We start from the raw sequence: 22,740 nt of genomic DNA on the forward strand, positions 1-22,740 counted from the left end.
GCAAGGCCCTGCCCGCCCCCGACGCCGGCTCCGCCCCCGGCGGGCGCGCACCGCGCACGGAGCAGGAGAAGCTCCTCTGCGACCTCTTCGCCGAGGTCCTCGGGATCCCGGACGTCGGAGTGGACGACGACTTCTTCCACCTCGGCGGACACTCCCTCCTCGTCACCCGGCTCATCAGCCGCATCCGTGCGGTGTGCGACACCGAACTGTCCATCAAGACCGTGTTCGAGGCATCCACGCCGGCGACTCTTGCCGAGCGCCTGGACGGCGCCGAGAAGGCCAGGCCCGCACTGCGGCGCCGGTCCCGCTCCTGAGGAGAAACCATGATTCCGTTGTCGTACGCGCAGCAGCGGCTGTGGTTCCTCAGCCGCACGCAGCCGAATCCCAGCTACAACGTGCCGCTCGCCCTCCGCCTGCGCGGAACCCTGGATGCCGATTCCCTGCGCCTGGCGCTCATGGACGTCCTCGGCCGCCACGAGGCGCTGCGCACCCGCTTCCCCGACTCGGACACCGGGCCCCGGCAGGACATCGTCCCGGTCGAGGAGGTCGATCTCCCGTGGGAGGTCGTCGTGACGGATCCCGGCCGGCTGGCCGCCGACCTGAGTGCCACCGCTCGTCACGTCTTCGACCTGACCGCCGAACTTCCCCTGCGGGCAGCCCTGTTCGCGGTCGACGACGGCGATCACGTACTTCTGCTCGTCTGCCACCACATCGCCGCCGACGGCTGGTCCCTCGGCCCGCTCGTACGGGACCTCGCCACGGCCTACACCACCCGCACCGCCTCCGGGCTGGAGCCGGTGTGGCCCGAACTCCCGGTGCAGTACGCGGACTACACGCTGTGGCAGCAGGAGGTGCTGGGGCGCGTGGAGAATCCGGAGAGCGTGGCGTCGAGTCAATTGAGCCACTGGCGCGAGGTGTTGGCGGACCTTCCGGAGGAGCTGGCGCTGCCCGCGGACCGCATGCGCCCGGCTGTGCCGAGTCATCGGGGCGACGCGGTCCCGATGCGACTCGACGCCGGGGTGCACGGCCGCGTGGTGGAGTTGGCGCGGTCCTCGGGTGCGACCGTGTTCATGGTGTGCCAGGCGGCTCTGGCCGGCCTGTTCACCCGGCTCGGGGCAGGCACCGACATTCCCCTCGGGACGCCGGTGGCCGGGCGTACGGACGATGCCCTGGACGAGCTCGTCGGCTTCTTCCTCAACACCCTGGTGCTGCGGACGGACACCTCGGGCGATCCGACGTTCCGTGAGCTGGTCGCCCGTGTCCGGCACACCGACCTGGAGGCCTTCGCCCACCAGGACCTTCCCTTCGAGCGGCTGGTCGAGGAGCTCAACCCGGCCCGCTCCCTCGCCCGCCACCCCCTCTTCCAGGTGCTTCTGGTGAAGAAGGACCCCACCGCCTCAGGCCAGGCCGAATCCATGCCCGGCCTGCGCACCGAGGTGGTCCCCGTCGGCACCTGGGTCGCGAAGTTCGACCTGACGGTGGGGATCGAGGAGCGGTACGACTCCGAAGGTCGTCCGGCGGGTCTCGACTGGACGCTCGGATACGCCTCCGACCTCTTCGACCACACCACCGTGGAGCGCATCGGCCATCGTCTCGGGGTCCTGCTCTCCGCTCTCGCCCAGGAACCCGACCAGGCCCTCGGCGCCGTCGACCTCCTCACCGACGAGGAACGGCGCCGGCTGGTCCCCGTACCGGGCGACGAGCGGCAGGCCCCGGCACCCGGCCGTGTCGACCGGGTCTTCGAGGCGCAGGCGGCCCGCACCCCCGACGCGACCGCCCTCCTCTTCGACGGCGCGTCCGTCACGTACGGCGCGCTCGACGCCCAGGCCACCCGGCTCGCCCGCCGACTCCACGCCCATGGGGTGCGGGTCGGGGACATCGTCGCCGTACACCTGGAGCGTGGGCCCGACCTGGTCCGTGCGCTGCTCGCCGTGCTCAAGGCGGGCGCGGCGTACACCCTCCTCGATCCGGACTTCCCCGCCGAGCGGCTGTCGGCCGTTCTCGCCCAGACCCGGGCCACCGCGGTCGTCACGGCCCCCGATGTGCCGGAGTGGCTCGCGGCCAGCGGCGTCCCGCCGATTCATCCGACCACTCCTGATGACGTCCCCGACGCCGACCTCGCGCCGGTAGCCGCCCTCCCCGCGGGCCCCGACAGCGCCGAGGCGCCCGCCTGCGTGATGTTCACGTCCGGTTCGACGGGCGTGCCGAAGGGCGTCGTCGCCCCGCACCGGGCGCTCACCGGCACCCTCACCGGCCAGGAGTACGCCCCCTTCGGCGCAGGCGAGACCTGGCTGCAGAGCGCCCCGGTGTCCTGGGACGCCTTCGCCACCGAGCTCCTCGGCCCGCTGCTCAACGGCGGCCGCGTCGTGCTTCAGCCGGGGCAGCGCCCCGACCCGGCCACCATGGCCGCCCTCGTCACCCGGCACGGGGTCACCGTCCTCAAGGCCTCGGCGAGCCTCTTCAACCACCTGCTCGACGAGCACCCCGAGGCCTTCCGGGGCCTGAACGCCGCCATGACCGGCGGCGAGGCCGCCTCCGTCGCCCACACCGCGCAGGTGCTCGAACGGTTCCCCGGAGTCCGCGTCACCAACGGCTACGGCCCCGCCGAGAGCATGGGCTTCACCACCACCCACACCGTCACCGCCGGCGATCTGACCGGTCCGCCCATCCCGGTCGGGACGCCCGTCCACGGCAAGTACGCCCACGTCCTCGACGACCGGCTCAGGCCGGTGCCCGACGGCGTGCCGGGCGAGCTGTACCTGTCCGGCGCCGGGCTCGCGCTCGGCTACCTCCACCGCCCCGCCGCCACCGCGGAGCGCTTCGTCGCCCACCCGTGCGGAGCACCGGGGGAGCGGGTCTACCGCACCGGCGACCTCGTGCGCCGCCGGGCCGATGGCGTCCTGGACTACCTCGGCCGCGCCGACGACCAGGTCAAGATCCGCGGCTTCCGCGTCGAACCCGCCGAGATCGAGACCCATCTCACCGCGCACCCCGACGTCCGGCAGGCGGCCGTCGCGGTCCGCGAGGACCGGCCCGGTGACCGGCGCCTCGTCGCGTACGTCGTCCCCGTCCGCCCCGGCACGGCCCCGGCCGGCCTGCGGGCCCACACCGCCGCGCGGGTCCCCGACCACATGGTGCCGTCCGCGTTCGTCACCCTGGACGCCCTGCCCCTCACCCCGAACGGCAAGCTCGATCGCCGTGCCCTCCCCGCCCCGGGGAACAGCCCCTCACCGGGCGGCCGGGCCCCGCGCACCCCGCGCGAGGAGATCCTCTGCGGGCTGTTCGCCGAGATCCTCGGCGCCGGCGCGGTCGGTGCGGACGACGGCTTCTTCGACCTCGGCGGCCACTCCCTGCTCGCCGCCCGGCTGATCACCCGGGTCCGCGCCGCGCTCGGGGTGGAGATGACCGTACGCGACCTGTTCCAGGCACCGACGCCCGCCGGCCTCGCCGGCCGCCTCGACGCCGCCGTCCGAGCCCGGCCCGCGCTGCGCCCCGTGCCCCGCCCCAGTACCCCCCCGCTCTCCTTCGCCCAGCAGCGCCTCTGGTTCTTCGGACGGGTCGACGACAGCCCGCTCTACAACGTGCCGTTCGCCCTCCGCCTGCGCGGCACCCTGGACCGCGAGGCCCTGCGGGAGGCGCTCGCCGACGCGGTCCGCCGCCACGAGTCGCTGCGCACCCGCTTCCCGGAGTCCGAGACCGGCCCCTGGCAGGACGTCGTCCCGGCAGAGGAGGCCCAGGCCCAGGTGCCGTGGGAGTACGTCACCACGGACCCCGCTCGCCTGGAGACCGACCTCAGCGACTTCGCCCGCCGCCCCTTCGACCTGACCGGCGGGATGCCCCTGAGGGCCGCCCTGCTCACGGTCGCCGAGGACGACCACGTCCTTCTCCTCGTCCTCCACCACATCGTCTGCGACGGCTGGTCGATGGGGGCGCTGGCCCGGGAGGTCGCCGCCGGATACACGGCCCACGCCACCGGCCGGCCGTCGCCCGCGCAGCCGCTCCCCGTGCAGTACGCGGACTACACGCTGTGGCAGCAGGAAGTGCTGGGGCGGGTGGAGGACCCGGAGAGTGTGGCGTCGGGTCAGTTGCGGCACTGGCGTGAGGTGTTGGCAGGTCTGCCGGAGGAGCTGGCGCTGCCCGCGGACCGCGCGCGTCCGGCTGTGCCGAGTCATCGGGGCGACGCGGTCCCGGTGACGCTGGACGCCGGGGTGCACGGCCGCGTGGTGGAGTTGGCGCGGTCCTCGGGTGCGACGGTCTTCATGGTGTGCCAGGCGGCTCTGGCGGCATTGTTCACCCGGCTCGGAGCGGGGACGGACATTCCGCTCGGGACGCCGGTGGCCGGGCGTACGGACGAGGCCCTGGACGAACTCGTCGGCTTCTTCGTCAACACGCTGGTGCTGCGGACGGACACGTCGGGGGATCCGACGTTCCGTGACCTGCTCGCCCGTGTCCGGCACGCCGACCTGGAGGCGTTCGCGCACCAGGACCTGCCGTTCGAGCGGCTGGTCGAGGAGCTCAACCCGGCCCGCTCCCTCGCCCGCCACCCCCTCTTCCAGGTGCTTCTGGTGAAGAAGGACCCCACCGCCTCAGGCCAGGCCGAATCCATGCCCGGCCTGCGCACCGAGGTGGTCCCCGTCGGCACCTGGGTCGCGAAGTTCGACCTGACGGTGGGGATCGAGGAGCGGTACGACTCCGAAGGTCGTCCGGCGGGTCTCGACTGGACGCTCGGATACGCCTCCGACCTCTTCGACCACACCACCGTGGAGCGCATCGGCCATCGTCTCGGGGTCCTGCTCTCCGCTCTCGCCCAGGACCCCGACCAGGCCCTCGGCGCCGTCGACCTCCTCACCGACGAGGAACACGACCAGGTCGGCCACCACTGGAACGACACCACCGTCCCCGTCCCCGCCACCACCCTGCCCCGGCTCTTCGCCGAACAGGCCCGCCGCACACCCGGGGCCACCGCCGTCCTCTTCGAAGACGAGCGCCTCGACTACGCCGCGCTCGACGCCCGCGCCGAACACCTCGCCCGCCACCTCGTGGCCCACGGCGCCCGCCCCGAACGCGTCGTCGCCGTCGCCCTGCCCCGATCTGTCGAGCTGATCGTCGCCCTGTACGCCGTGCACAAGGCCGGCGCCGCCTACCTGCCCGTCGACCCCGACTACCCCCGGGACCGCGTCGCCCACATGCTCGACGACGCCGCGCCCGCCCTCGTCCTCACCCCCGGACTCCTCGCCGAACTCGAAGCCGCCCCCGCCCCCGACTCCGTACACGACCTGCCCGAGGCCCTGCCCGGACACCCCGCCTACGTCATCTACACCTCGGGCTCCACCGGCCGGCCCAAGGGCGTCGTCGTCACCCACGACGCGATCGTGAACCGGCTCCTCTGGATGCAGCACACCTACGGACTCGAACCCGGCGAACGCGTCCTGCAGAAGACCCCGTCCAGCTTCGACGTCTCCGTCTGGGAGTTCTTCTGGCCGCTGATCACCGGCGCCACCCTGGTCGTCGCCCGGCCCGAGGGCCACAAGGACCCCGACTACCTGGCCGGCCTGAGCCAGCGGCACTCCGTCACCACCGCCCACTTCGTCCCCTCGATGCTGGAGGCGTTCCTCGGCGCCGCCGACGTCGGCGCCTGCCGCTCCCTGCGGCGCGTCATCTGCAGCGGCGAGGCCCTGCCCACCGTGCTCGCCGAACGGCTCGCCGCCGTCAGCGCCGCCGAACTGCACAATCTGTACGGCCCCACCGAGGCGGCCGTCGACGTGACCGCCCACCGCTTCGACCGGGCCGGCGCCGGTGCTCCGCCGAGCGCGGTCACCGTCCCCATCGGCCGGCCCGTCTGGAACACCGGCGTGCACGTCCTGGACGCCGGACTGCGGCCCGTGCCGCCGGGAGTGACCGGCGAGCTCTACCTCTCCGGCGTCCAGCTCGCCCGGGGGTACCTGGGCCGGCCGGGCCTCACCTCGGAACGCTTCACCGCCGCCCCCTTCGGGCCGCCCGGCAGCCGCATGTACCGCACCGGCGACCTCGCCAAGTGGCGCGGCGACGGGGTGGTGGAGTTCCTCGGCCGTGCCGACGACCAGGTGAAGATCCGAGGCTTCCGCATCGAGCTCGGCGAGATCACCGCCGTGCTCTCCCGCCACCCGGGTGTCCGGCAGGCCGCCGTCGTGGTCCGCGAGGACCGGCCCGGCGACAAGCGCCTCGTCGCCTATGTCGTCGGAGAGACGGAGCAGGCCGACGCGGAGGACGCGTCCGCCACGAGCGACGCCGACGGCACCTTGGGCTGCACGGACGCGCTGCGCGACCACCTCGCCCGTGCTCTGCCCGCCCACATGGTGCCCGGACAGTTCGTCCGCCTCGCCGAACTGCCCCTGAGCCCCAGCGGCAAGCTCGACCGCCGCCGTCTGCCCCGGCCCGTCCGCGCGGACTCCACACCCGTGCGCGGGCCCCGGGACAGCCGCGAGGAAACCCTGTGCGGGCTGTTCGCCGAGACGCTCGGCGTGGAGACGGTCGGCGTCGACGACGGCTTCTTCGACCTCGGCGGCCACTCCCTGCTCGCCACCCGCCTCATCGCCGGCATCCGCCGCGTCTTCGGCGTCGACCTCGGAATCCAGGCACTGTTCGAAGCGCCCACCGTGGCAGGCCTCGCCGCCCGGCTCGCCGACGGCGGCGCTGCGACGGGGGCCGGAACCGGCGACTCCCTCGGCTCCCCGCTGCCGCTGCGCCCGCGCGGCGCCGTCGCCCGCACCGCACCGCTCTTCTGCGTGCACCCGGCGGCCGGGATCAGCTGGGTGTACGCCGGCCTGCTGCGCCACCTCGGGCCCGAGCGCCCGCTGTACGGACTCCAGGCCCGCGGCCTGACCCCGTCGGAACTGCCGGCGGCCGGGCTGGACTCGATGGTCAAGGACTACCTGGCGCAGCTCCGCTCGGTGCAGCCCGAAGGGCCGTACCACCTCCTCGGCTGGTCCTTCGGCGGGCTCGTCGCCCACGCCCTGGCCACCCGGCTGCGCGCCGAGGGTCAGGAGGTCGCCCTGCTGGCCCTCATGGACGCCTACCCGCACCTCGTGACGCAACCGTCCGCCACCGCCGGAGGCACCGGGACCGCCGACCTGCCCCCGTCCTGGGCCGCCGGCGGGCCGCCGCCCGCCTCCTGCCCGCGGACGCTCGCCGCCCTGCTGGAGTCCCTGGGCCTCCCGGTCCCGGCCGGCGCCCCGGCCGACCCCCTGACCTTCGCCCGCTTCGAGGAGACCGTACGGGAGACCGGCGGCCCGCTCGCCCGGTTCGACGGCCCCGCGCTCGCCGCCCTGGCGGAGGTCTTCTCCTCGAACGTCCGGCTGCGCCACGAGTTCGTCCCCGAACGCTTCGACGGCGACCTGCTGTTCTTCGCCGCGAGCGAGGGCCGCACCGGCCCCCGCCCGCGCCCGGACGACTGGCGCCCGTACCTCGCGGGCCGGCTCGACGTCCACGAACTTCCCTTCACGCACGGCGACATGACCCGGCCCGACGCGCTCGCGCGGATGGCCGACGCACTGATCGACCGGCTCACCCCGCCGGCGGTCTGAGATCCCGACCCACCCGTCCCGCTCACTCACCGCTCAGGAGACCCCGCATGCGGACCGACGACTCCACCGCCACCGCCACCGCCACCGCCACCGCCGCCTCGGCCGCCGAGGCCGATGTGCGCCGCTACTACGAGCTGGTCGACGCCGGCGACGTCCCCGGCCTGGTGGGCCTGTTCACCTCCGACGCCACCTACCACCGCCCGGGCTACGAACCCTTCGAGGGCCACGAGGGCCTGACCCGCTTCTACGGCGGTGCCCGCGTGATCCGGACCGGGCGGCACACCCTCACCAAGGTCCTCGTCGAGGGCTCCGACATCGCCGTGCACGGCGAGTTCGACGGCGAGCTCCACGACGGCACCACGGTCGGACTGCGCTTCGCCGACTTCTTCCAGCTCACGGCGGACGGCCGGTTCGCCCGCCGCGACACCTTCTTCTTCGCACCGCTCGTCTGACGACCGGAGCGCGCCCGACCGGGCGCGCCCGGCTCCCACCGTCCCGTACCGAACCGTCCCGTAAGGAATCGTCATGACCATCACGTTCGACCGGAACTCCGCCGCCTCCGCGTCCCAGCCCGTCCGCTCCCCGGGGCACGGCGACGCGTTCACCGACCACATGTTCACGATGTCGTGGAACGAGACGGACGGCTGGCACAAGCCCGGTCTCTCGCGGCTGCACGACCTGACCCTGCACCCGGGGACGATCGGCCTGCACTATGCCCAGGTCATCTTCGAGGGCCTCAAGGCCCACCGGCAGGCCGACGGCGGCGTCGCCGTCTTCCGCCCCTGGGAGCACGCCCGCCGCTTCCAGCGCTCGGCCCGCCGACTGGCCATGCCGGAGCTGCCCCAGGACGTCTTCGTCGACTCCATCGAGCAGCTGCTCCGCGCCGACCAGGGGCTGCTCTCCGACGACCCGAGCCACAGCATCTACCTGCGGCCGCTGATGTTCGGCGCGGACGCCAACCTGATGCTCCGGCCCTCCCACACCTACGAGTACCTGGTCATGGCGTTCGTCGCCGGCGGGTTCTTCGGCAAGGCGATGGAGACGGTGTCGGTCTGGGTCAGCCACGAGCACAGCCGCGCCATCCCGGGCGGCACCGGCAACGTCAAGTGCGCCGGAAACTACTCCGGTTCGTTCGTCGCCCAGCTCCAGGCGCAGGAGGCCGGCTGCCAGCAGGTCGTCTGGCTGGACCCGGTGGAGCGCACCTGGGTCGAGGAGATGGGCGGCATGAACATGTTCTTCGTCCGCGGTACCGGCCCCGGCGCCGAGATCGTGACCCCGTCCCTGAGCGGCTCGCTCCTGCCCGGCGTCACCCGTGACACCCTGCTCGGGCTCGCCGAGGGCATGGGATACGTGCCCCGGGAGGAGAAGGTCTCCCTGGAGCAGTGGCGCCGCGAGTGCGCGGAGGGCCGCATCACCGAGGTGTTCGCCTCGGGCACCGCCGCCGTCGTCACCCCCGTCGGCCATGTCAAGGACCGCGACGGCGACTGGACGATCGGCGACGGCACCCCCGGCCCCGTCACCCTCGCCATGCGCGACGCCCTGGTCAACCTGCACCACGGCACCGCGCCGGACCCCAAGGGCTGGCTGCACCGCATCTCCTGACGGGACGTACCCCCCTCCTCCGGCGGCAGCCGGAGGTACCGGAGGCAGCCGATCGGCTCAGGCGCGGCGCGCCTCGGCCGTGCGGACGGCCGCCGGGGGACCATCGGTGGGCGGGCGGCCCCGGCACGGGCCGCCCGGCACCGCCCCCAGGTACGAAGAGGACCGGTCATGGAACAGTTCGGCGGCCGTTACGGCGAGGACGTCTTCCGTCCCGAGCAGGCGGGCGAGGGCGAGCGCATCGACTTCGGGGCCCTCGCCTACGACGGCATCACCATGGCACGGCTGCGGGCCCTCGGGGCCGGGCCGGGCTGGCGGTGCCTGGACGTCGGGGCCGGCACGGGCACGGTCTCCCGCCGGCTGCTCGCCGAGGCCGGCGTCACGAGCGTGCTCGCCGTGGACCGCGACGTACGCTTCCTGAGCGAGCGGCCCCTGCCGGGGCTCGACGTACTGGAGGCCGACATCACCGCCCCGGACTTCGATCCCGGCCGGTTCCGGCTCGTCCACGCACGCTTCGTGCTCATGCACCTGCCCGGGCACGACCGCCTGATCAGCCGGCTCGCCGGACTCGTCGAGCCGGGCGGGGTGCTCGTCCTCAGCGACGCGGTCGACCTGACCAGCGGCCTGCCGGGCTCCGTGACACCCGGGACTCCGTACACCGCGGTCATGCGGGCGATGTGGCAGGGACTCCGGGACACCATCGGCACCGATGTCGGCTGGGTGCCGTCGTACCCCCACCTCCTGCGCACGGCCGGTCTCCTGCCCGTGGCCGCCGAGATCCACGTACCGCCGCTGCAGCCCGGCAGCCCCATCAGCCGCTTCTGGGCGGACACCTGGCAGCGCAGCCGGGCCGCGATGCTCGCCACCGGCCTGGTCGACGACACGGACGTCGACGCGGCGGTCCGGTACCTGGATTCCGCGGAGTGCGCCGCGCTGTCGGCCGGGATGCTCACCGTCTGGGGACGGAAGCCCGGAGGAAGCGAGCCCGGCGGGACGGGGCCCGGGGAGGGTCAGGAGGCGACGGACCGCACCACGGGGCCGGTGAGCAGCGGGTAGCTCTCGCCGCCCATGCGTTCCGCCGCGTCGATGTAGCCGTTGAGGGCCTCGCGGGACTGGGCGAGCCGGTCCATCTGGCTGTCGAGGCGCCGAAGGCGCGAGCGCATCGCGGCCAGCAGCTCGGGACAGCCGACCAGTTCCGGAGCCTCGCCGACCGCGCAGGGCAGCAGATAGGCGATGTCCTCCGAGGACAGCCCGGCGGCGAGCAGGTGCCGGATCTGCTTCACCCGCAGCAGGGCGTTCTCGTCGTACTCGCGGTAGCCGTTCGCGCCGCGGTCCGCCACCAGCAGGCCCTGGGCCTCGTAGTAGCGCAGCTGGTGGGCGTTGACGCCCGTCCGCCGACTCAGTTCCCCGATCCGCATCGAAACCTCGCTTGACCTTCACACCGGTATCAACGTTGACGATGCTGCCATGAACGACAACACAGCACACGCGCCCGTGACGGTCATCGGACTCGGACTGATGGGCCAGGCCCTCGCCGGCGCGTTCCTGAAGGCCGGACACCCCACGACCGTATGGAACCGCACCTCCGCCAAGGCCGCCCCGCTGGTGGCCGCGGGGGCACGGTCGGCGCCGACCGTCGCCGACGCGCTCACGGCGAGCCCCCTGACGGTCCTCTGCCTCACCGACTACGACGCCGTGTACGAACTCCTCGACGCGGAGGGCGTCGAGCCGGCCGGTACGACGCTGGTCAACCTGACCTCGGGGAGCTCGGGCGAGGCCCGCAGGGCCGCCGCATGGGCGAAGCGGCGCGGCGCCCGCTACCTGGACGGCGCCATCATGGCCGTCCCGCCGGGGATCGGCACCGCCGACGCGGTGATCCTCCACAGCGGGCCCGAGGAGGATTTCGAGGCACACGCGCCGACGCTCGGCGCGCTCGGCACGGTCACCCACCTCGGCGAGGACCCCGGCCTGGCGTCCCTGTACGACGTGGCCGGCCTGGCCATGATGTGGAGCGTCCTGAACGCCTGGCTCCAGGGCACCGCCCTGCTCGCGACGGCAGGCGTCGACGCCGTGACGTACGCGCCGTTCGCCCGGCACATCGCCGCCGGCGTCGCCGACTGGCTCCCGGGGTACGCCGAGCAGATCGACAAGGGCTCCTTCCCCGCCGAGGTGTCGGCGCTGGAGACCGACGCGCGGGCGATGGACCACCTGATCGAGGAGAGCGAGACACTGGGGGTCAACGCCGAACTGCCCAGGCTGATCAAGGCGATGGCGGCCCGCGCGATCGCCGCCGGGCACGGCGGGGAGCAGTACCCCGTCCTGATCGAGGAGTTCGGCCGGCCTCAGGAAGGGTGAGCGGCCGACCGGCTCAGCGCGTCGCGTGCGAGGCCGTACTCCCGGGGGTGATCGCCCGCTCCTGGCAGCGCGAGGGCGGTGCGGAACTCCTGACACGCCTCGGCATGGCGGCCCGCCGCCGCGTACGTGCTGCCGAGGCGGATCCGGACGCCCATCTCCAGCCAGGTGCTCGTGTGCCCGGTCAGCGACGACAGCGCCTCGTGGTGGGTGTCGACGGCCGAGCGCAGATCGCCCTGTACGTGCTCCGTCGCGGCGAGCTGCGACAGGCCTGCCGCGCGCAGCGGGAGGTCCTCGGCCTCGCGGGCCAGCTCGGCCGCCCGCCGCAGCAGCTCCGTGGCCTCGGCGGGCCGGCCGAGGGCCAGGTGGGCCTCGGCGGCGAAGCACAGGGTGCTGCTGATCATCCGGGGGCGGCCGTTCTTCTCGGCGAGGGCCAGGGCGGTGGCGTAGTGGTCGAGCGCGAGCTCGTGCCGGCCGGCATGCCGCGAGTGGACCGCTCCGAGGTTGAGGTTCGCCATCCCGGTGAGCCAGTCGTCGTCGAGACCGGCCGCCAGCTCCACCGCCTCGGTCAGGTGCGCCAAGGCCTCCTCGGGCCGGCCCAGCGGCCACGTCGCGGCGCCCAGGCCTGCGGTCGCCCGGGCGCTGTCCCGCGGATCACCCTGCCGGCGGGCGTACCGCAGCGCTTCGGCGAACCAGTCGGCAGCCTGCCGGAACCGTCCCTGGTACACGTCGACGATCCCGAGGCAGATGCGCAGGGAGGACGGCATGCGCCGTTCGGTCGTCATGTCCGCGCAGGCCAGGGCGTGTTCGAGGGCGGAGCGGCACTCGTGGAAGTGGCCCCGGCGCGCCAGGTGGTCGACGAGGGCCTCCGCGATCCGGCAGGCATGGTCGAACTCGCCGGCGGCGGAGGCGGAGGCCACCACGTCGACCAGGTCCCCGCCCGCCGCGTCCAGCCAGGCGGAGGCCCCCGCCCCACCGGAGAAGGGCTGCGCGTCGACGTCCCGGCCCGTGACGTCGGGACCGGCGACCCCCTGCCCGGTGGGGAAGGTCTCCGGTCCCCAGTCGCTCGCGGCGCGGCCCGCCGCCGTGTAGAGCGCCAGTACCGCCGCGCGGTCCGCGGCGGCCTCCCGGGGCGCTTCGGCGGCGAGCCGCCGAGCGTGGGCCCGTACGAGATCGTGCAGCCGGTAGCGGCCGGGGTGCGGCTCTTGGAGCAGGCTCGCGTCGACCAGGTCCTCCAGGAGCGCCTCGGCTTCCTCGTCGGGCGTGCCCAGCATGGCGGCGAGGGTCACGCCGTCGAAGCGGGCGGCCGGTGCCGAACCCAACGCGCGGAATCCACGCCGCAGTTCGGGAGTGAGCTGGTCGTACGACATTCGGAAGGCGGCCTCCACGCTGCGGTCCCCGGCCCGCAGCTCGCCGAGGCCGCGCGTGTCGTCGGGCATCCGGCCGGCCAGGAAGGCCAGCGTCCACGACGGGCGGTTCTGCAGCCGGGCGCTCGCGATGCGCAGGGCCAGCGGGAGGCCGCCGCAGCGCAGGGCGAGCTCGCGCGCGGCCTCGGGCTCGCGGTCCGCCCGGGACTCGCCGAGCAGCTCCCGGAACAGGCCGACGGCTTCGCCCGGGCCCAGCGGCTCCACCGTGAGCCGCAGGTCCGCGTCGAGGCCCGGCAGCCGCTGCCGGCCCGCCACCAGGACCCGGCTGCCCGGTCCGGCGGGCAACAGCGGCCGTACCTGCTCGGCACTGCGGGCGTTGTCCACGACCAGCAGCAGCCGCAGGCCGCTCGTCGCCGCCCGCCACGCGGTGACCAGCTCCGCCATGTCGTCCCCATGTGCCTCGTCGTGCGGGAGTTCGTCGCCGGGGCCGCGCAGAGCACGCAGCAGGCGGCGCAGCGCCCGCTGCGGGCCGACGGACTCGTGGGCGGCGCCGTACGCGTACAGGTCCACGAACAGGCAACCGTCGGGGTAGGAGGCGTCCAGTGCCCAGGCGGCCCGTACCACCAGGGCGGTCTTCCCGACGCCCGCCGTGCCGTCGATGGTCATCACGGACACGGCGCCGGGCGCCACGGGAGCCGTGAGGAGGGCGAGTTCGGCCTCGCGGCCGACTAGGCAGGCGGTGTCGCCCGGCAGTTCGTTCCGGCGCGGACGCGGCTGCCGCCGGAGGTCCTGCGGGAGAGGTCGGGCGGGGGAGGGCCCGGTGGCCGGGTCGGACGGTTCCGTGCGGTGGTCCTGTCGGGGCGGGGAGTCCGGAAGCGGGACGTCCCCGCCCGCGCGCGACTCCGGTGCCCGGCCGAGCAGCAGCGCGTCCTCCCGGCGCAGCACGGCCTGATGGATGCGGCGCAGTTCCTCCCCCGGCTCCACCCCCAGCTCGTCGAGGAGCCGACGCCGCGTCTCCTGGTAGACGGACAGCGCCTCGGCCTGCCGGCCGCTGCCGTACAGGGCGCGCATCCGCAGGGCCGCCATCGGTTCGTCGTGGAGCGGGGCCGGCGGCGCCGCCATCAGCTCCTCCAGCGCGTCCCGGTACCGTCCGAGCAGCAGCAGGCACTCGGAGCGGTCCTGGTGCAGGGCGTGCCGCCGGCGGGCGAGGCGGTGCCGCTCGGTGTCGGCGAGCGGCCCCGGCAGACCGGGCAGCGGCTCGCCGCGGAGCAGCTCCAGGGCCCGGCCGCCGTGGTCGACGGCCCGGTCGAGGTCTCCTGCGGCCTTCGCGGCCCGCGCGAGAGAGGCATGCTCGGCGAGGTCGGCGAGGTCGGTCCGCGTGTCGCCGGTCACGAAGCGGTAGCCACCGCGCCCCCCTTCGATCACCGAGCCGTCCGGTCCTGCGCCCGGTACGTCGAGTGCCTTGCGGAGCGCGTACACATAACTCGGCAGGACCCGGTGGCCCGTCCCCGGAGGTTCGGTCCCCCAGACGTCGTCGAGGAGCTGCCCGTACGTCACGAAGGCCGGTGCGCGCAGGACCAGGGCGGCGAGGACCGCCTGGCGCCGAATCGGGCCGAGACCCAGCGGCCTGCCGTCGCGACGGGCGTGGACGGGTCCGAGCAGCTCGATCCGCAGCCGCCCCGCCGTCCCGGCCGGGACCGCACCCCGCCCCGCTGCATCCACGCCCACTTCGAAGCCCCAAGTCCCCGTGTTCCCTGCCCGCGCAGTGCCCCAGTCTCCCGCATCAGCGGGATTTCATCCGCGCTGCAGAGCGCCTCTCCAGTGTGTGACTCGTCATGTCGGGTGCCGACAGGCCGGGCGGTGAGCGGGAAGAGTCGGTCGGCGGGAAGCAGCCGGCACACCGTCAAGAGAGGACATGTCCCCATGTCTCATGCCAGCGGAGCGTCCGGCGCACGGCCCACCCGGCGGAGCGGCCGATGGGAGCGCTACCGGGTCACCCATCCGTTCTCCGCGCGCGACCAGGCGGCCCTGTGGGGTTCGATCGTCGGCGTCGTGGCCCTGGCCGCGCTCCTCGGCTGGGCCCTCGACATGAAGGGCGGTGTCGTCATCGTCGCGGCGCTGCCCTTCATCATCGCCTCGTTCGAGAACCGCCGCACCGCCTTCCAGTTCGACGCGGCCGGTGCCCGCTTCGGCACGGTCCTCGTGCCGTGGGCCGACGTCACCGAGTTCGTCGTGGCCACACCGGCGGACGGACAGCGGGCGCTGATCGGCGCGCGCCTGCGCCCCGGCGCGGTCCTCCCGGCGGGGGCGGCCACGGCGCAGGACCCGGCCATGCCCGCACCCGTCCATGTCTCCGTTCCGCGTTCGAAGTTCGATCTGTCGAAGATGCTCCACAAGGCCCGCAAGTACGCTCCGTCGCACATCCGGATCGTGGTCTCCGACCCGTCCGGTGAACGCCCCGCCTCCTGATATGACCAGCTCTCGGACCGGCGGACAAAGGGGAGACCGATGCACCACCCGCCACAGCCCTGGTACCGGCCGCACCAGCCACAGCAGCAGGTCCCGGACAATCCGTACGCCCCCGGGGGCTACACCCCGCCGGAGCCGCCGCCCCGCCGCAGACGCTTCGGCAAGGGGTCGCTGATCGCGATGGTCGTCGCCCTGTCGCTCCTGGCGGCGAGCGGATGGGTGTACGCCCTCGTCGACGGCCCGTGGAACCGGTCCGCCGCGCCCGTGGCCGACAAGGCGCCCGGCCCTTCCGCGACGCCGACCCCCTCCCGGGGGCCCGCCGTCCGCACCCCGGTGCCGGTGCGTGTCCCGACGTCGGAGGAGCTCAACGCCGGGCGCGCGGCGGGCGACGCCACGGCGTGGATCGCCGACGACCGGACCGACCTGCCCCGGCGGTCCGTCAAGCTCTATCCCCTGTGGATCGTCGGGGACACCGTCGTCCAGGCCGGGTACGAGAAGGTCACCGCCCGCCGCCTCTCGGACGGCACCGAGGCCTGGAGCGTGCCCCTGCCCGCCTCCGTCTGCGAGGCGCCGGCCAACCCGACACCCGACGGCAAGATCGTCGTGGTCTACAAGAGCGACCGGAACTGGACCGGCAACCGCTGCAACCAGCTCCAGATGATCGACCTCAGGACCGGGAAGGCCGGTTGGCGCAAGAAGCTCACCGAGACCGGTTCCATGGACGGCACGATCATGGTGAACAGCGCCATCAGCGGCGGCACCCTCGCGATCGTCCAGAGCATGAGGGCCGCCGCGTACCGCGTCGACACCGGAGGCAAGCTCTACGACATCCCGCTGGAGAACCCCGGGAAGTGCTACCCCGACAACGTCGCGGGCGGTCCCCGGCTCGTGGTGGGCTCCACGTGCGCGATCAACGTCGACCGCGGCAAGTCCTACCACCAGCTCCGCGAGCTCGACCCGCGCACCGGAAAGGTCCGCTGGCGCTACCGCACCCAGCCGGGCTGGAGCGTCGGGAAGATGCTCTCCGTCGACCCGGTCGTCTTCACCAGCTACCACCACAAGGAACTCACCGCCGACTGGCGGGTCGTGGCCCTGAAGCCCGGAGGGAAGCTCCGCGTCACCATCGACGCCCGGCCCAAGGGATTCGCGTACTGCGCCGACGCGGGCGACTCGGGAGGAAACATGCAGATGTGTCCGGGCACCGCCGTCGGCAAGGACATCGTCTTCCTCGGTGGCACCGACCGCGTCGGCGGCTACAGCCTCGACACCGGGAAGCTCGTCTGGGGCGTGAAGAGCTCGGTCGGCACCCTGCACCCCCTCCGTCCGGACGGCGGCGCGTTCGCACTCGTCTACGAGGCCCCCACGGACGAGGAGCCCGGAAAGATCACCCGCTTCGGGCCCGGCGGCGTGGACACGAAGAAGCAGGTGCTCCGGCATCCCGTGACGGCCCGGGCCACCGAGCGCCGCATGCTCGCCGGACGCCTGGCCTACGCGAACGGCCGGATCGTGATCGCGCCGAGCGGCGTCTCCGGAAACGACGCGGACCACCAGGCCCGCATGCTGTCCTTCGCTCCCGGAACGTAGCCCTCCGGGGCCCCGCCGAGGCGGTGGGGCCCCGGTTACCGCTCAGTGATCACGCAGTGGTACCGGCCCCGTTACGGTCGGTGTCGTTCAGTGAGTCGCTTGACGTCTTCAGGAGTTGTGATGGGCAAGTACGCCGGCAAGAAGGCCGTGGTCATCGGTGGGACGCACGGCATGGGCCTCGCGATGGTGCAGGGGCTGCTCGACGGCGGGGCCGAGGTCCTGCTGACGGGGCGCAACAAGGACAACATCGAGACCGCGCGCCGCGACCTGGACGGCAAGGCCGTGCACGTCCTGCGGTCGGACGTCGCGAGCATGGACGACATCGCGGAGCTCGCCGCGGAGGTCGAGAAGACGCTCGGCCGCGTCGACGCCGTCTTCGTGAACGTCGGCTACGCCGCGCTCGAGCCGATCGCCCTCGTCACCGAGGAGACCTACGACCGGCAGTTCAACGTGAACACCAAGGGTGTGTTCTTCACGGTGCAGAAGCTCGCCCCGCTCGTGAACGACCACGGGTCGATCGTCTTCACCACCTCGATCGCCAACGTCACCGGCACCCCCGGCATGGGCGTGTACTCGGGGGCCAAGGCGGCCGTGCGCTCCTTCGCGCAGGTCTTCGCCGCCGAGCTCCTGCCCCGCGGCATCCGCGTGAACTCCGTCAGCCCGGGCTTCATCCACACCCCGACCATGGGCATCGCGGACGCCTCCGCCGAGGAGCGGGCCGTCCTCAGCCAGGTCGGCGACGCGCTCACCCCGATGAAGCGCCACGGCACGGCGGAGGAGGTCGCCACCGCGGCGCTGTTCTTCGCCTTCGACGCGACCTTCACCACCGGTGTCGAGCTCGCGGTGGACGGCGGACTCACCCAGCACATCCAGCCGGTTCCTCAGCAGTAGCAGTAGCAGGAGCAGTAGCAGGAGCAGGAGCAGGAGCAGGAGCAGGAGCCGATGGCCCGTGGAGCGGCATGGCCGCCCCGCGGGCCGTCACCGTCTCCGGCCGTCTCCGACCGGCTCTCGCGGCCGGTGACGGCCCGCAGGTGACGCGGTCAGGCCCTGACGCGCTGCGAGGCGAGTGCCCTCGGCGCCACCGCCTGCGCCGCGGCCCGGCCCGACTCGATCGCCCCGTCGACGAAGCCGTTCCACACGCTCGCGAGGTCGCCGCCCGCGAACGCGATCCGCCCGTACGGCCGCTGGATGTCCGGCAGCTGACGCAGGAGCTGGCCGGGGCGGCGCAGGGCCTGGGCGCCCCGGGCGTACGGGTCGGAGCCCCAGTCGTGCGAGCGTACGGAGACGACCTGGGCGGCCGGCAGGTACTCCCGGACGGCGGCCTGCACCTGCGAGAGGTTCCTCGGGTCGAAGGTCGGGTCGAAGGCGAAACCGATCATGAGGTGGCTGCCGTCGGTCAGCTTGGCGGTCGGGAAGAGGCTCTCGATGCGCTGGCCCTCGTACCCCTGGCAGAGGGTGAGGGGCGTGACGCCCCGGACCTGCATCCACAGCTTGACCGTGCGGCGCACGCCGATGCCCTCGACCGCCGCGTCGGCGTGCACCTTGGGCAGCCCCGGCGCGAAGGTGATGTCCTTCCACACGTTGGTGGGCACCGCCACGACGACGTGCGAGGCGCGGAAGGTCCCGCGGTTGGCCGTGACGACCGAGACGCCGCTGCCCGTGTCCGCGACGGCGGTGACCGGGGTGGAGAGCTTGACGGTGACCGGCTCCTCGTACAACATCGCGCGGACGAGCCCGCTCATGCCGTCGAGGCCGACGCGCTGGGACATCAGGGAGAACCAGCCGTCCGCGTTCCAGCCGGTGTGCGCCCACCACTGGGCGAGCGAGGTGAGGGCGCCGTCCCTGCTGGACCCGCCGGCGAACCCCGCGACCTGCGAGCTCAGCCAACCCGCGTCCTGGGCCGAGAGGTTGAGCCGGGATATGCGGTCGTGGAGGGACAGGGGGTCGACCGCGCGCAGCAGGTCGGCGCGGAACAGCGGGTCGCGCGGCCGCTCGAAGTACTGCTGGGAGCCTTCGAAGAGCTGGGCCAGCATCTCGCCCAGCCGCCCGAACACCTCGCCGGGCGCGAAGCTCGTCGGACCGCTCGCGGTCGGGTAGACCGCCACCTCCGGCTGGATCTCGGTGACCAGCGGGATGTTGTAGCGGTTCAGCTCCTCCATGGCGTACGTCTGCGCCGGGTGGATCCACTGTCCGCCGAGCTCGATCTTCCGGCCGAGGTAGCTGTCGGTCCAGACCCGGCCGCCCACGCGGTTACGGGCTTCGAGGACCAGGACCCGGAGTCCGCGGGAGCGGAGCTCCCGGGCGGCTGCCGCGCCGGCGAAGCCCGCGCCGACGACGATGACGTCGTAGTCCCTCCGGGCGTCTTCGGCGGCCTCGACGGTTCCGGCGTGCGCGGTGCCGCCGAAGGCGAGCGATCCGGCCGAAGCGGCGACCGCGGCGAGACCCGTGGCCTTGAGCGCGGTACGGCGGCCCACCGGGCGATGGGCTCCGGAGCGCGACGGCGTCCTGTCGGTGTTCACGATGTCTCCTCGATGTTCTGCGACGTTCTACGACGACGGTCTGCGGCGTGCTGCGAGGTTCTGGGCATGCGGTGGCCTTCGGCGACGGCAATGAAGTCCTGTGGTGTTCCGCGTCCGCCGGTCGGCCCGGGAAAGCCGTTCCGAATCGAGCGATTCCCGGGCCGTCGAGCGAAGGGAATGAGCCGAATGCCCGTGCCGGTGCGAAAGTAGCCGAGGTGCCGTCGTGTCCTGCCCAATGCCTGCTCACGGCCCGGTAAGCAGGTGGCTGATGAGCGGACGGAGAGGGGACGGTTTCCCGCCGGTGCCCGGACGGTGGGGATCTTCGAGGACGGTGGAGGAGCACCGGAACGCCCAGGCCTCCGGCCCTGAGGGCGGGGGCGAGGGGGCCCGCGGGCGCGAGTCGAAAAGATGACCGCGGCCCGGCAAGCCTCTCAAGGAGAAAGGCCGACCGATGTGAAATCATGGCAATCGGCGGTGAAATGCGCAGCCGGTTATGTCCTGGATTGCCGACCACACTCCAGAGGCTGAGTATTTCAAGCCAAGAAACAGTAATAACCAGCCAAGAGCGAATGATGTCCGAATGCGGGGGAGCATGGCGACGAGCTGGCAGAACAGAGTGATCCGGCCGAGACGCCGACACGGGGACGCGAGCGGGGCCATGGGGACAATCGACGGATCTTGCGCAGTCCAGGGGGACACATGCACATTCACATGCTGGGGCCGTTGGAGGTCGTTTCCGAGGGTGGGGGGACCGTCTCGTTAGGAGGCTCGCGTCAGCGGGCGACTCTGGGATTCCTCCTGCTGAAGGCCAACAAGGTCGTCGCCACCAGCCAGTTACTGAACGCCGTCTGGTCAGCCGACGACGCACCGAGCTCCGCACGGAAGATCCTGCAGAACGCGGTCTGGGGACTCCGCGGCATCCTCCACAACGGCGCGCAGGGCGGTTCCGGCAACCGGACGACACAGGCTCCCGTCCTGATCACCCAGGCACCCGGCTACATGCTGCGCGTCGAACCGGAGCAGGTGGACCTCTTCCGCTTCGAGCGGCGCGCGACCCAAGGGCGGGCGGAACTGGAAGCCGGCCGGACCGAGTCCGCGGCACGCCTCCTCAAGGAGGCGCTCGACCTGTGGCGTGGGCCCGCACTCACGGATCTGGTGGAGACGGGGATCTCCTGGCCGGAACTGTCGGCCGTCCAGGGCGCCCGCACCGACGCCATGGAGGACTTCTTCGAGGCGCAGCTCGCCCTCGGACGCCACCACTCCGTCCTCGGCGAGCTCGAGACGCTCGTCGAGCGGGAGCCCCTCCGCGAGCGGGCCTGCAGCCAGCTCATGCTGGCGCTGTACCGCTGCGGACGGCAGGCCGACGCGCTCAATGTGTACGGCCGGATCCGCTCGGCCCTCGTCGAGAACCTGGGACTGGAGCCGGGCCATGAACTCCGCACCCTCCAGCAGGCCATCCTCACCCACGACCCCGCCCTCACCCTGCAGGCCGCCGCCACCTCGTACGAGTTCACCCAGGCCGCCGCGGCGACCGAGCACGCGGTCGCCCTGCGAGGCGTCTCCGGAGTTCCCGCGTACCGGGCCGGCTCGGCCGGCTCGCCCGCGCAGGCGGCCGGGGCGGCGGGTCCCGTGGAGGCGCCACCGGCCGGGGCCCACCAGACCGTGGTCTCCGAGCACCGCAAGGTGGGCGTCGTCCTGCTCAGGACCGAACTCCACGCCCACGCCTCCGAGACCGGAATCGAGGCCGACCGGCTGCTCCAGGGCACGGCCGCCGTGGTCGAGGAGGAGATCGAACGCCACGGCGGGACCGTCGCGGGCTCCGTCGGCCCGTTCTCGCTCGCACTGTTCGGCGTGCACCGCGGCCGGGCGGACGACGCGGAACGCGCGGTTCGCGCGGCCCTCGCCATCCGTGACCGGCTCGCCCCCACTCGGCAGCTCGCCGTCAAGGCGGCCGTCGAGGTGGGGGAGGCGCTGGTGCGCTACCTCCCCGGCGACGAGGAGACCCCGCCGTCGGCCGTCGGCGCGCTCATGGACGAGTGTCACCGGCTCCTCGCCCTCGTCCCCCAGGGCGAGATCAGGGTGAGCGACAGCACCTTCAGGGAGACCGAGTCCGTCATCGCCTACGAGCCGGCCGAGGACCCGGCGGGCGGATGGCGGATCAGGAGCGGCAGCGAGGAGCCGGCCGACCACCACGGCGTGCCGATCGTCGACCGCGAGATCGAACTCGAAGTGCTGCGCGGGCTCCTGGAGCTGGCCCGCCACCGCGGCAACCCGCACCTCGTCACCCTCCTCGGCCAGGGCGGTGTGGGGAAGACCCGGTTCATCGTGGAGCTGGAGCACCGCATCACGGGGCGCCCCCACGCGCCGCTGTTCCTCGCGACCCGGGCCACCCTCCTGTACGGCAACCACCCGCTCTCCGCGCAGATCGCGATACTCGCCTCGTGCTGCGGGATCCAGCAGGGCGACTCGGGCAAGTCCGCCCGCGCCAAGCTGGCCAGCACGCTCCACCAGCTGGTCCAGTGCGAGGAGACGGCGGGCAGGCTGCTGCCGTACCTCAGCCCGCTCGTCGATCCCGAGGGCTCGGAGATACGCCAGCCGATGGTCTCCGAACTCCTCAACGCCTGGTACGAGTTCGTGGGCCTCGCCGCCGAGGAGCGGCCTCTCGTGATCGTCGTCGACGACCTCCACCGGGGCGACGACCGCCTGCTCGACTGCGTCGAACAGCTCCCGGAGAGGGTCGGCGCCGTGCCCCTCGTGGTCATCGCGGCCGCCCGGCCCGAGCTCCTGGAGCGTCGTCCCGACTGGGGCAGCGGCAGCCGCCAGGCGACCACCCTCACCCTCGAACCCCTCTCGGACGCGGCCGAACAGCGCCTCCAGGAGCTGCTGTCCGCGGCGGCTCCCGGCGACACGCACGAGGCGGCGGGCGGGGCGGCCGGCGCCATCACGGCGGGTGGTGGCCGGCACGCCGGAGGCCTCCCCGCCCGGGCGGCACTGCGTCTCGCGGAGCCCCGCGTCGTGGAGCCCCGCCACCCGGGTGGCAAGGGCGGCGGCGGTGCGGCCGGCGGACACGGCCCCGGCGTGCCGGAGCAGGTCGAACGGGTCAAGAACGAGCGCCAGTACAGCTAGGGCCTGTCCGGCGGATCATGGCCGGGGAGGATCCCTCCGCCGGGCGGGCTGGAGGGGAGACCTCCGCGTGGCCCGACAGGGAGGAGACCTCCGCTCTGCCGGCCGGGGAGGAGACCTCCGCAGGCGACGGTGTGGCCCGTCCCGTCCGGGACGGGCCACACC

General features: G+C 73.3%; 13 protein-coding genes. 10 read left to right on the forward strand and 3 right to left on the reverse strand.

Going from position 1 to position 22,740, the window contains the following annotated elements; translation table 11 throughout:
• The 5 genes from IE124_RS24905 to IE124_RS24925 form a co-directional block, all read left to right on the forward strand.
• A partial coding sequence (locus IE124_RS24905) for a phosphopantetheine-binding protein (protein ID WP_189510357.1) occupies positions 1 to 314 on the forward strand: 314 nt, incomplete at its 5' end.
• A 9-nt stretch (positions 315 to 323) separates the two neighbouring features.
• Positions 324 to 7,562 carry a non-ribosomal peptide synthetase gene (locus tag IE124_RS35430; RefSeq protein ID WP_189510359.1) on the forward strand — a complete coding sequence of 2,413 codons (7,239 nt, stop codon included), beginning with the start codon at positions 324 to 326 and terminating at the stop codon, positions 7,560 to 7,562.
• Positions 7,563 to 7,609: 47 nt separating this feature from the next.
• On the forward strand, positions 7,610 to 8,014 hold the full coding sequence (locus IE124_RS24915) for a nuclear transport factor 2 family protein (RefSeq protein WP_189510361.1): 405 nt from the start codon (positions 7,610 to 7,612) through the stop codon (positions 8,012 to 8,014).
• Positions 8,015 to 8,087: 73 nt separating this feature from the next.
• Positions 8,088 to 9,164: a branched-chain amino acid aminotransferase gene (locus tag IE124_RS24920; RefSeq protein WP_189510363.1), complete on the forward strand. Its 1,077-nt coding sequence runs from the start codon at positions 8,088 to 8,090 to the stop codon at positions 9,162 to 9,164.
• Between the two features lie 168 nt (positions 9,165 to 9,332).
• A complete protein-coding gene (locus IE124_RS24925) occupies positions 9,333 to 10,217 on the forward strand; it encodes a class I SAM-dependent methyltransferase (protein WP_189510365.1) in 885 nt (294 codons plus the stop codon).
• Here IE124_RS24925 and IE124_RS24930 read toward each other — a convergent pair.
• Positions 10,172 to 10,579, reverse strand: coding sequence for a MerR family transcriptional regulator (locus IE124_RS24930; protein ID WP_189510367.1), 408 nt, complete (start codon positions 10,577 to 10,579; stop codon positions 10,172 to 10,174). The genes IE124_RS24925 and IE124_RS24930 overlap by 46 nt on opposite strands.
• A gap of 49 nt (positions 10,580 to 10,628) precedes the next feature.
• On the opposite strand from IE124_RS24930, the gene IE124_RS24935 reads away from it, so the two are divergent.
• Positions 10,629 to 11,516 (forward strand): NAD(P)-dependent oxidoreductase, encoded by an 888-nt coding sequence (locus IE124_RS24935; RefSeq protein ID WP_189510369.1) that lies wholly within the window; start codon positions 10,629 to 10,631, stop codon positions 11,514 to 11,516.
• Here IE124_RS24935 and IE124_RS24940 read toward each other — a convergent pair.
• Positions 11,504 to 14,602: an AfsR/SARP family transcriptional regulator gene (locus IE124_RS24940; RefSeq protein WP_229832824.1), complete on the reverse strand. Its 3,099-nt coding sequence runs from the start codon at positions 14,600 to 14,602 to the stop codon at positions 11,504 to 11,506. The two genes, IE124_RS24935 and IE124_RS24940, sit on opposite strands and share 13 nt — an antisense overlap.
• A gap of 201 nt (positions 14,603 to 14,803) precedes the next feature.
• On the opposite strand from IE124_RS24940, the gene IE124_RS24945 reads away from it, so the two are divergent.
• From IE124_RS24945 to IE124_RS24955, 3 genes are all read left to right on the forward strand, one after another.
• Positions 14,804 to 15,349, forward strand: a complete 546-nt coding sequence (locus IE124_RS24945; RefSeq protein WP_189510372.1) for a hypothetical protein — start codon at positions 14,804 to 14,806, stop codon at positions 15,347 to 15,349.
• A 39-nt stretch (positions 15,350 to 15,388) separates the two neighbouring features.
• A complete protein-coding gene (locus IE124_RS24950; protein WP_189510373.1) occupies positions 15,389 to 16,933 on the forward strand; it encodes an outer membrane protein assembly factor BamB family protein in 1,545 nt (514 codons plus the stop codon).
• A gap of 120 nt (positions 16,934 to 17,053) precedes the next feature.
• Positions 17,054 to 17,824 (forward strand): SDR family oxidoreductase, encoded by a 771-nt coding sequence (locus tag IE124_RS24955; RefSeq protein ID WP_189510375.1) that lies wholly within the window; start codon positions 17,054 to 17,056, stop codon positions 17,822 to 17,824.
• Between the two features lie 149 nt (positions 17,825 to 17,973).
• On the opposite strand, the gene IE124_RS24960 is transcribed toward IE124_RS24955, so the two are convergent.
• Positions 17,974 to 19,452, reverse strand: a complete 1,479-nt coding sequence (locus IE124_RS24960) for a flavin monoamine oxidase family protein (RefSeq protein WP_229832826.1) — start codon at positions 19,450 to 19,452, stop codon at positions 17,974 to 17,976.
• A 699-nt stretch (positions 19,453 to 20,151) separates the two neighbouring features.
• Between IE124_RS24960 and IE124_RS24965 the strand changes: the two genes are divergently transcribed.
• Positions 20,152 to 22,578: an ATP-binding protein gene (locus IE124_RS24965; RefSeq protein ID WP_189510377.1), complete on the forward strand. Its 2,427-nt coding sequence runs from the start codon at positions 20,152 to 20,154 to the stop codon at positions 22,576 to 22,578.
• Positions 22,579 to 22,740 lie beyond the last annotated feature (162 nt).

It is taken from the genome of Streptomyces narbonensis (assembly GCF_014649015.1).
Classification (GTDB): domain Bacteria; phylum Actinomycetota; class Actinomycetes; order Streptomycetales; family Streptomycetaceae; genus Streptomyces; species Streptomyces narbonensis.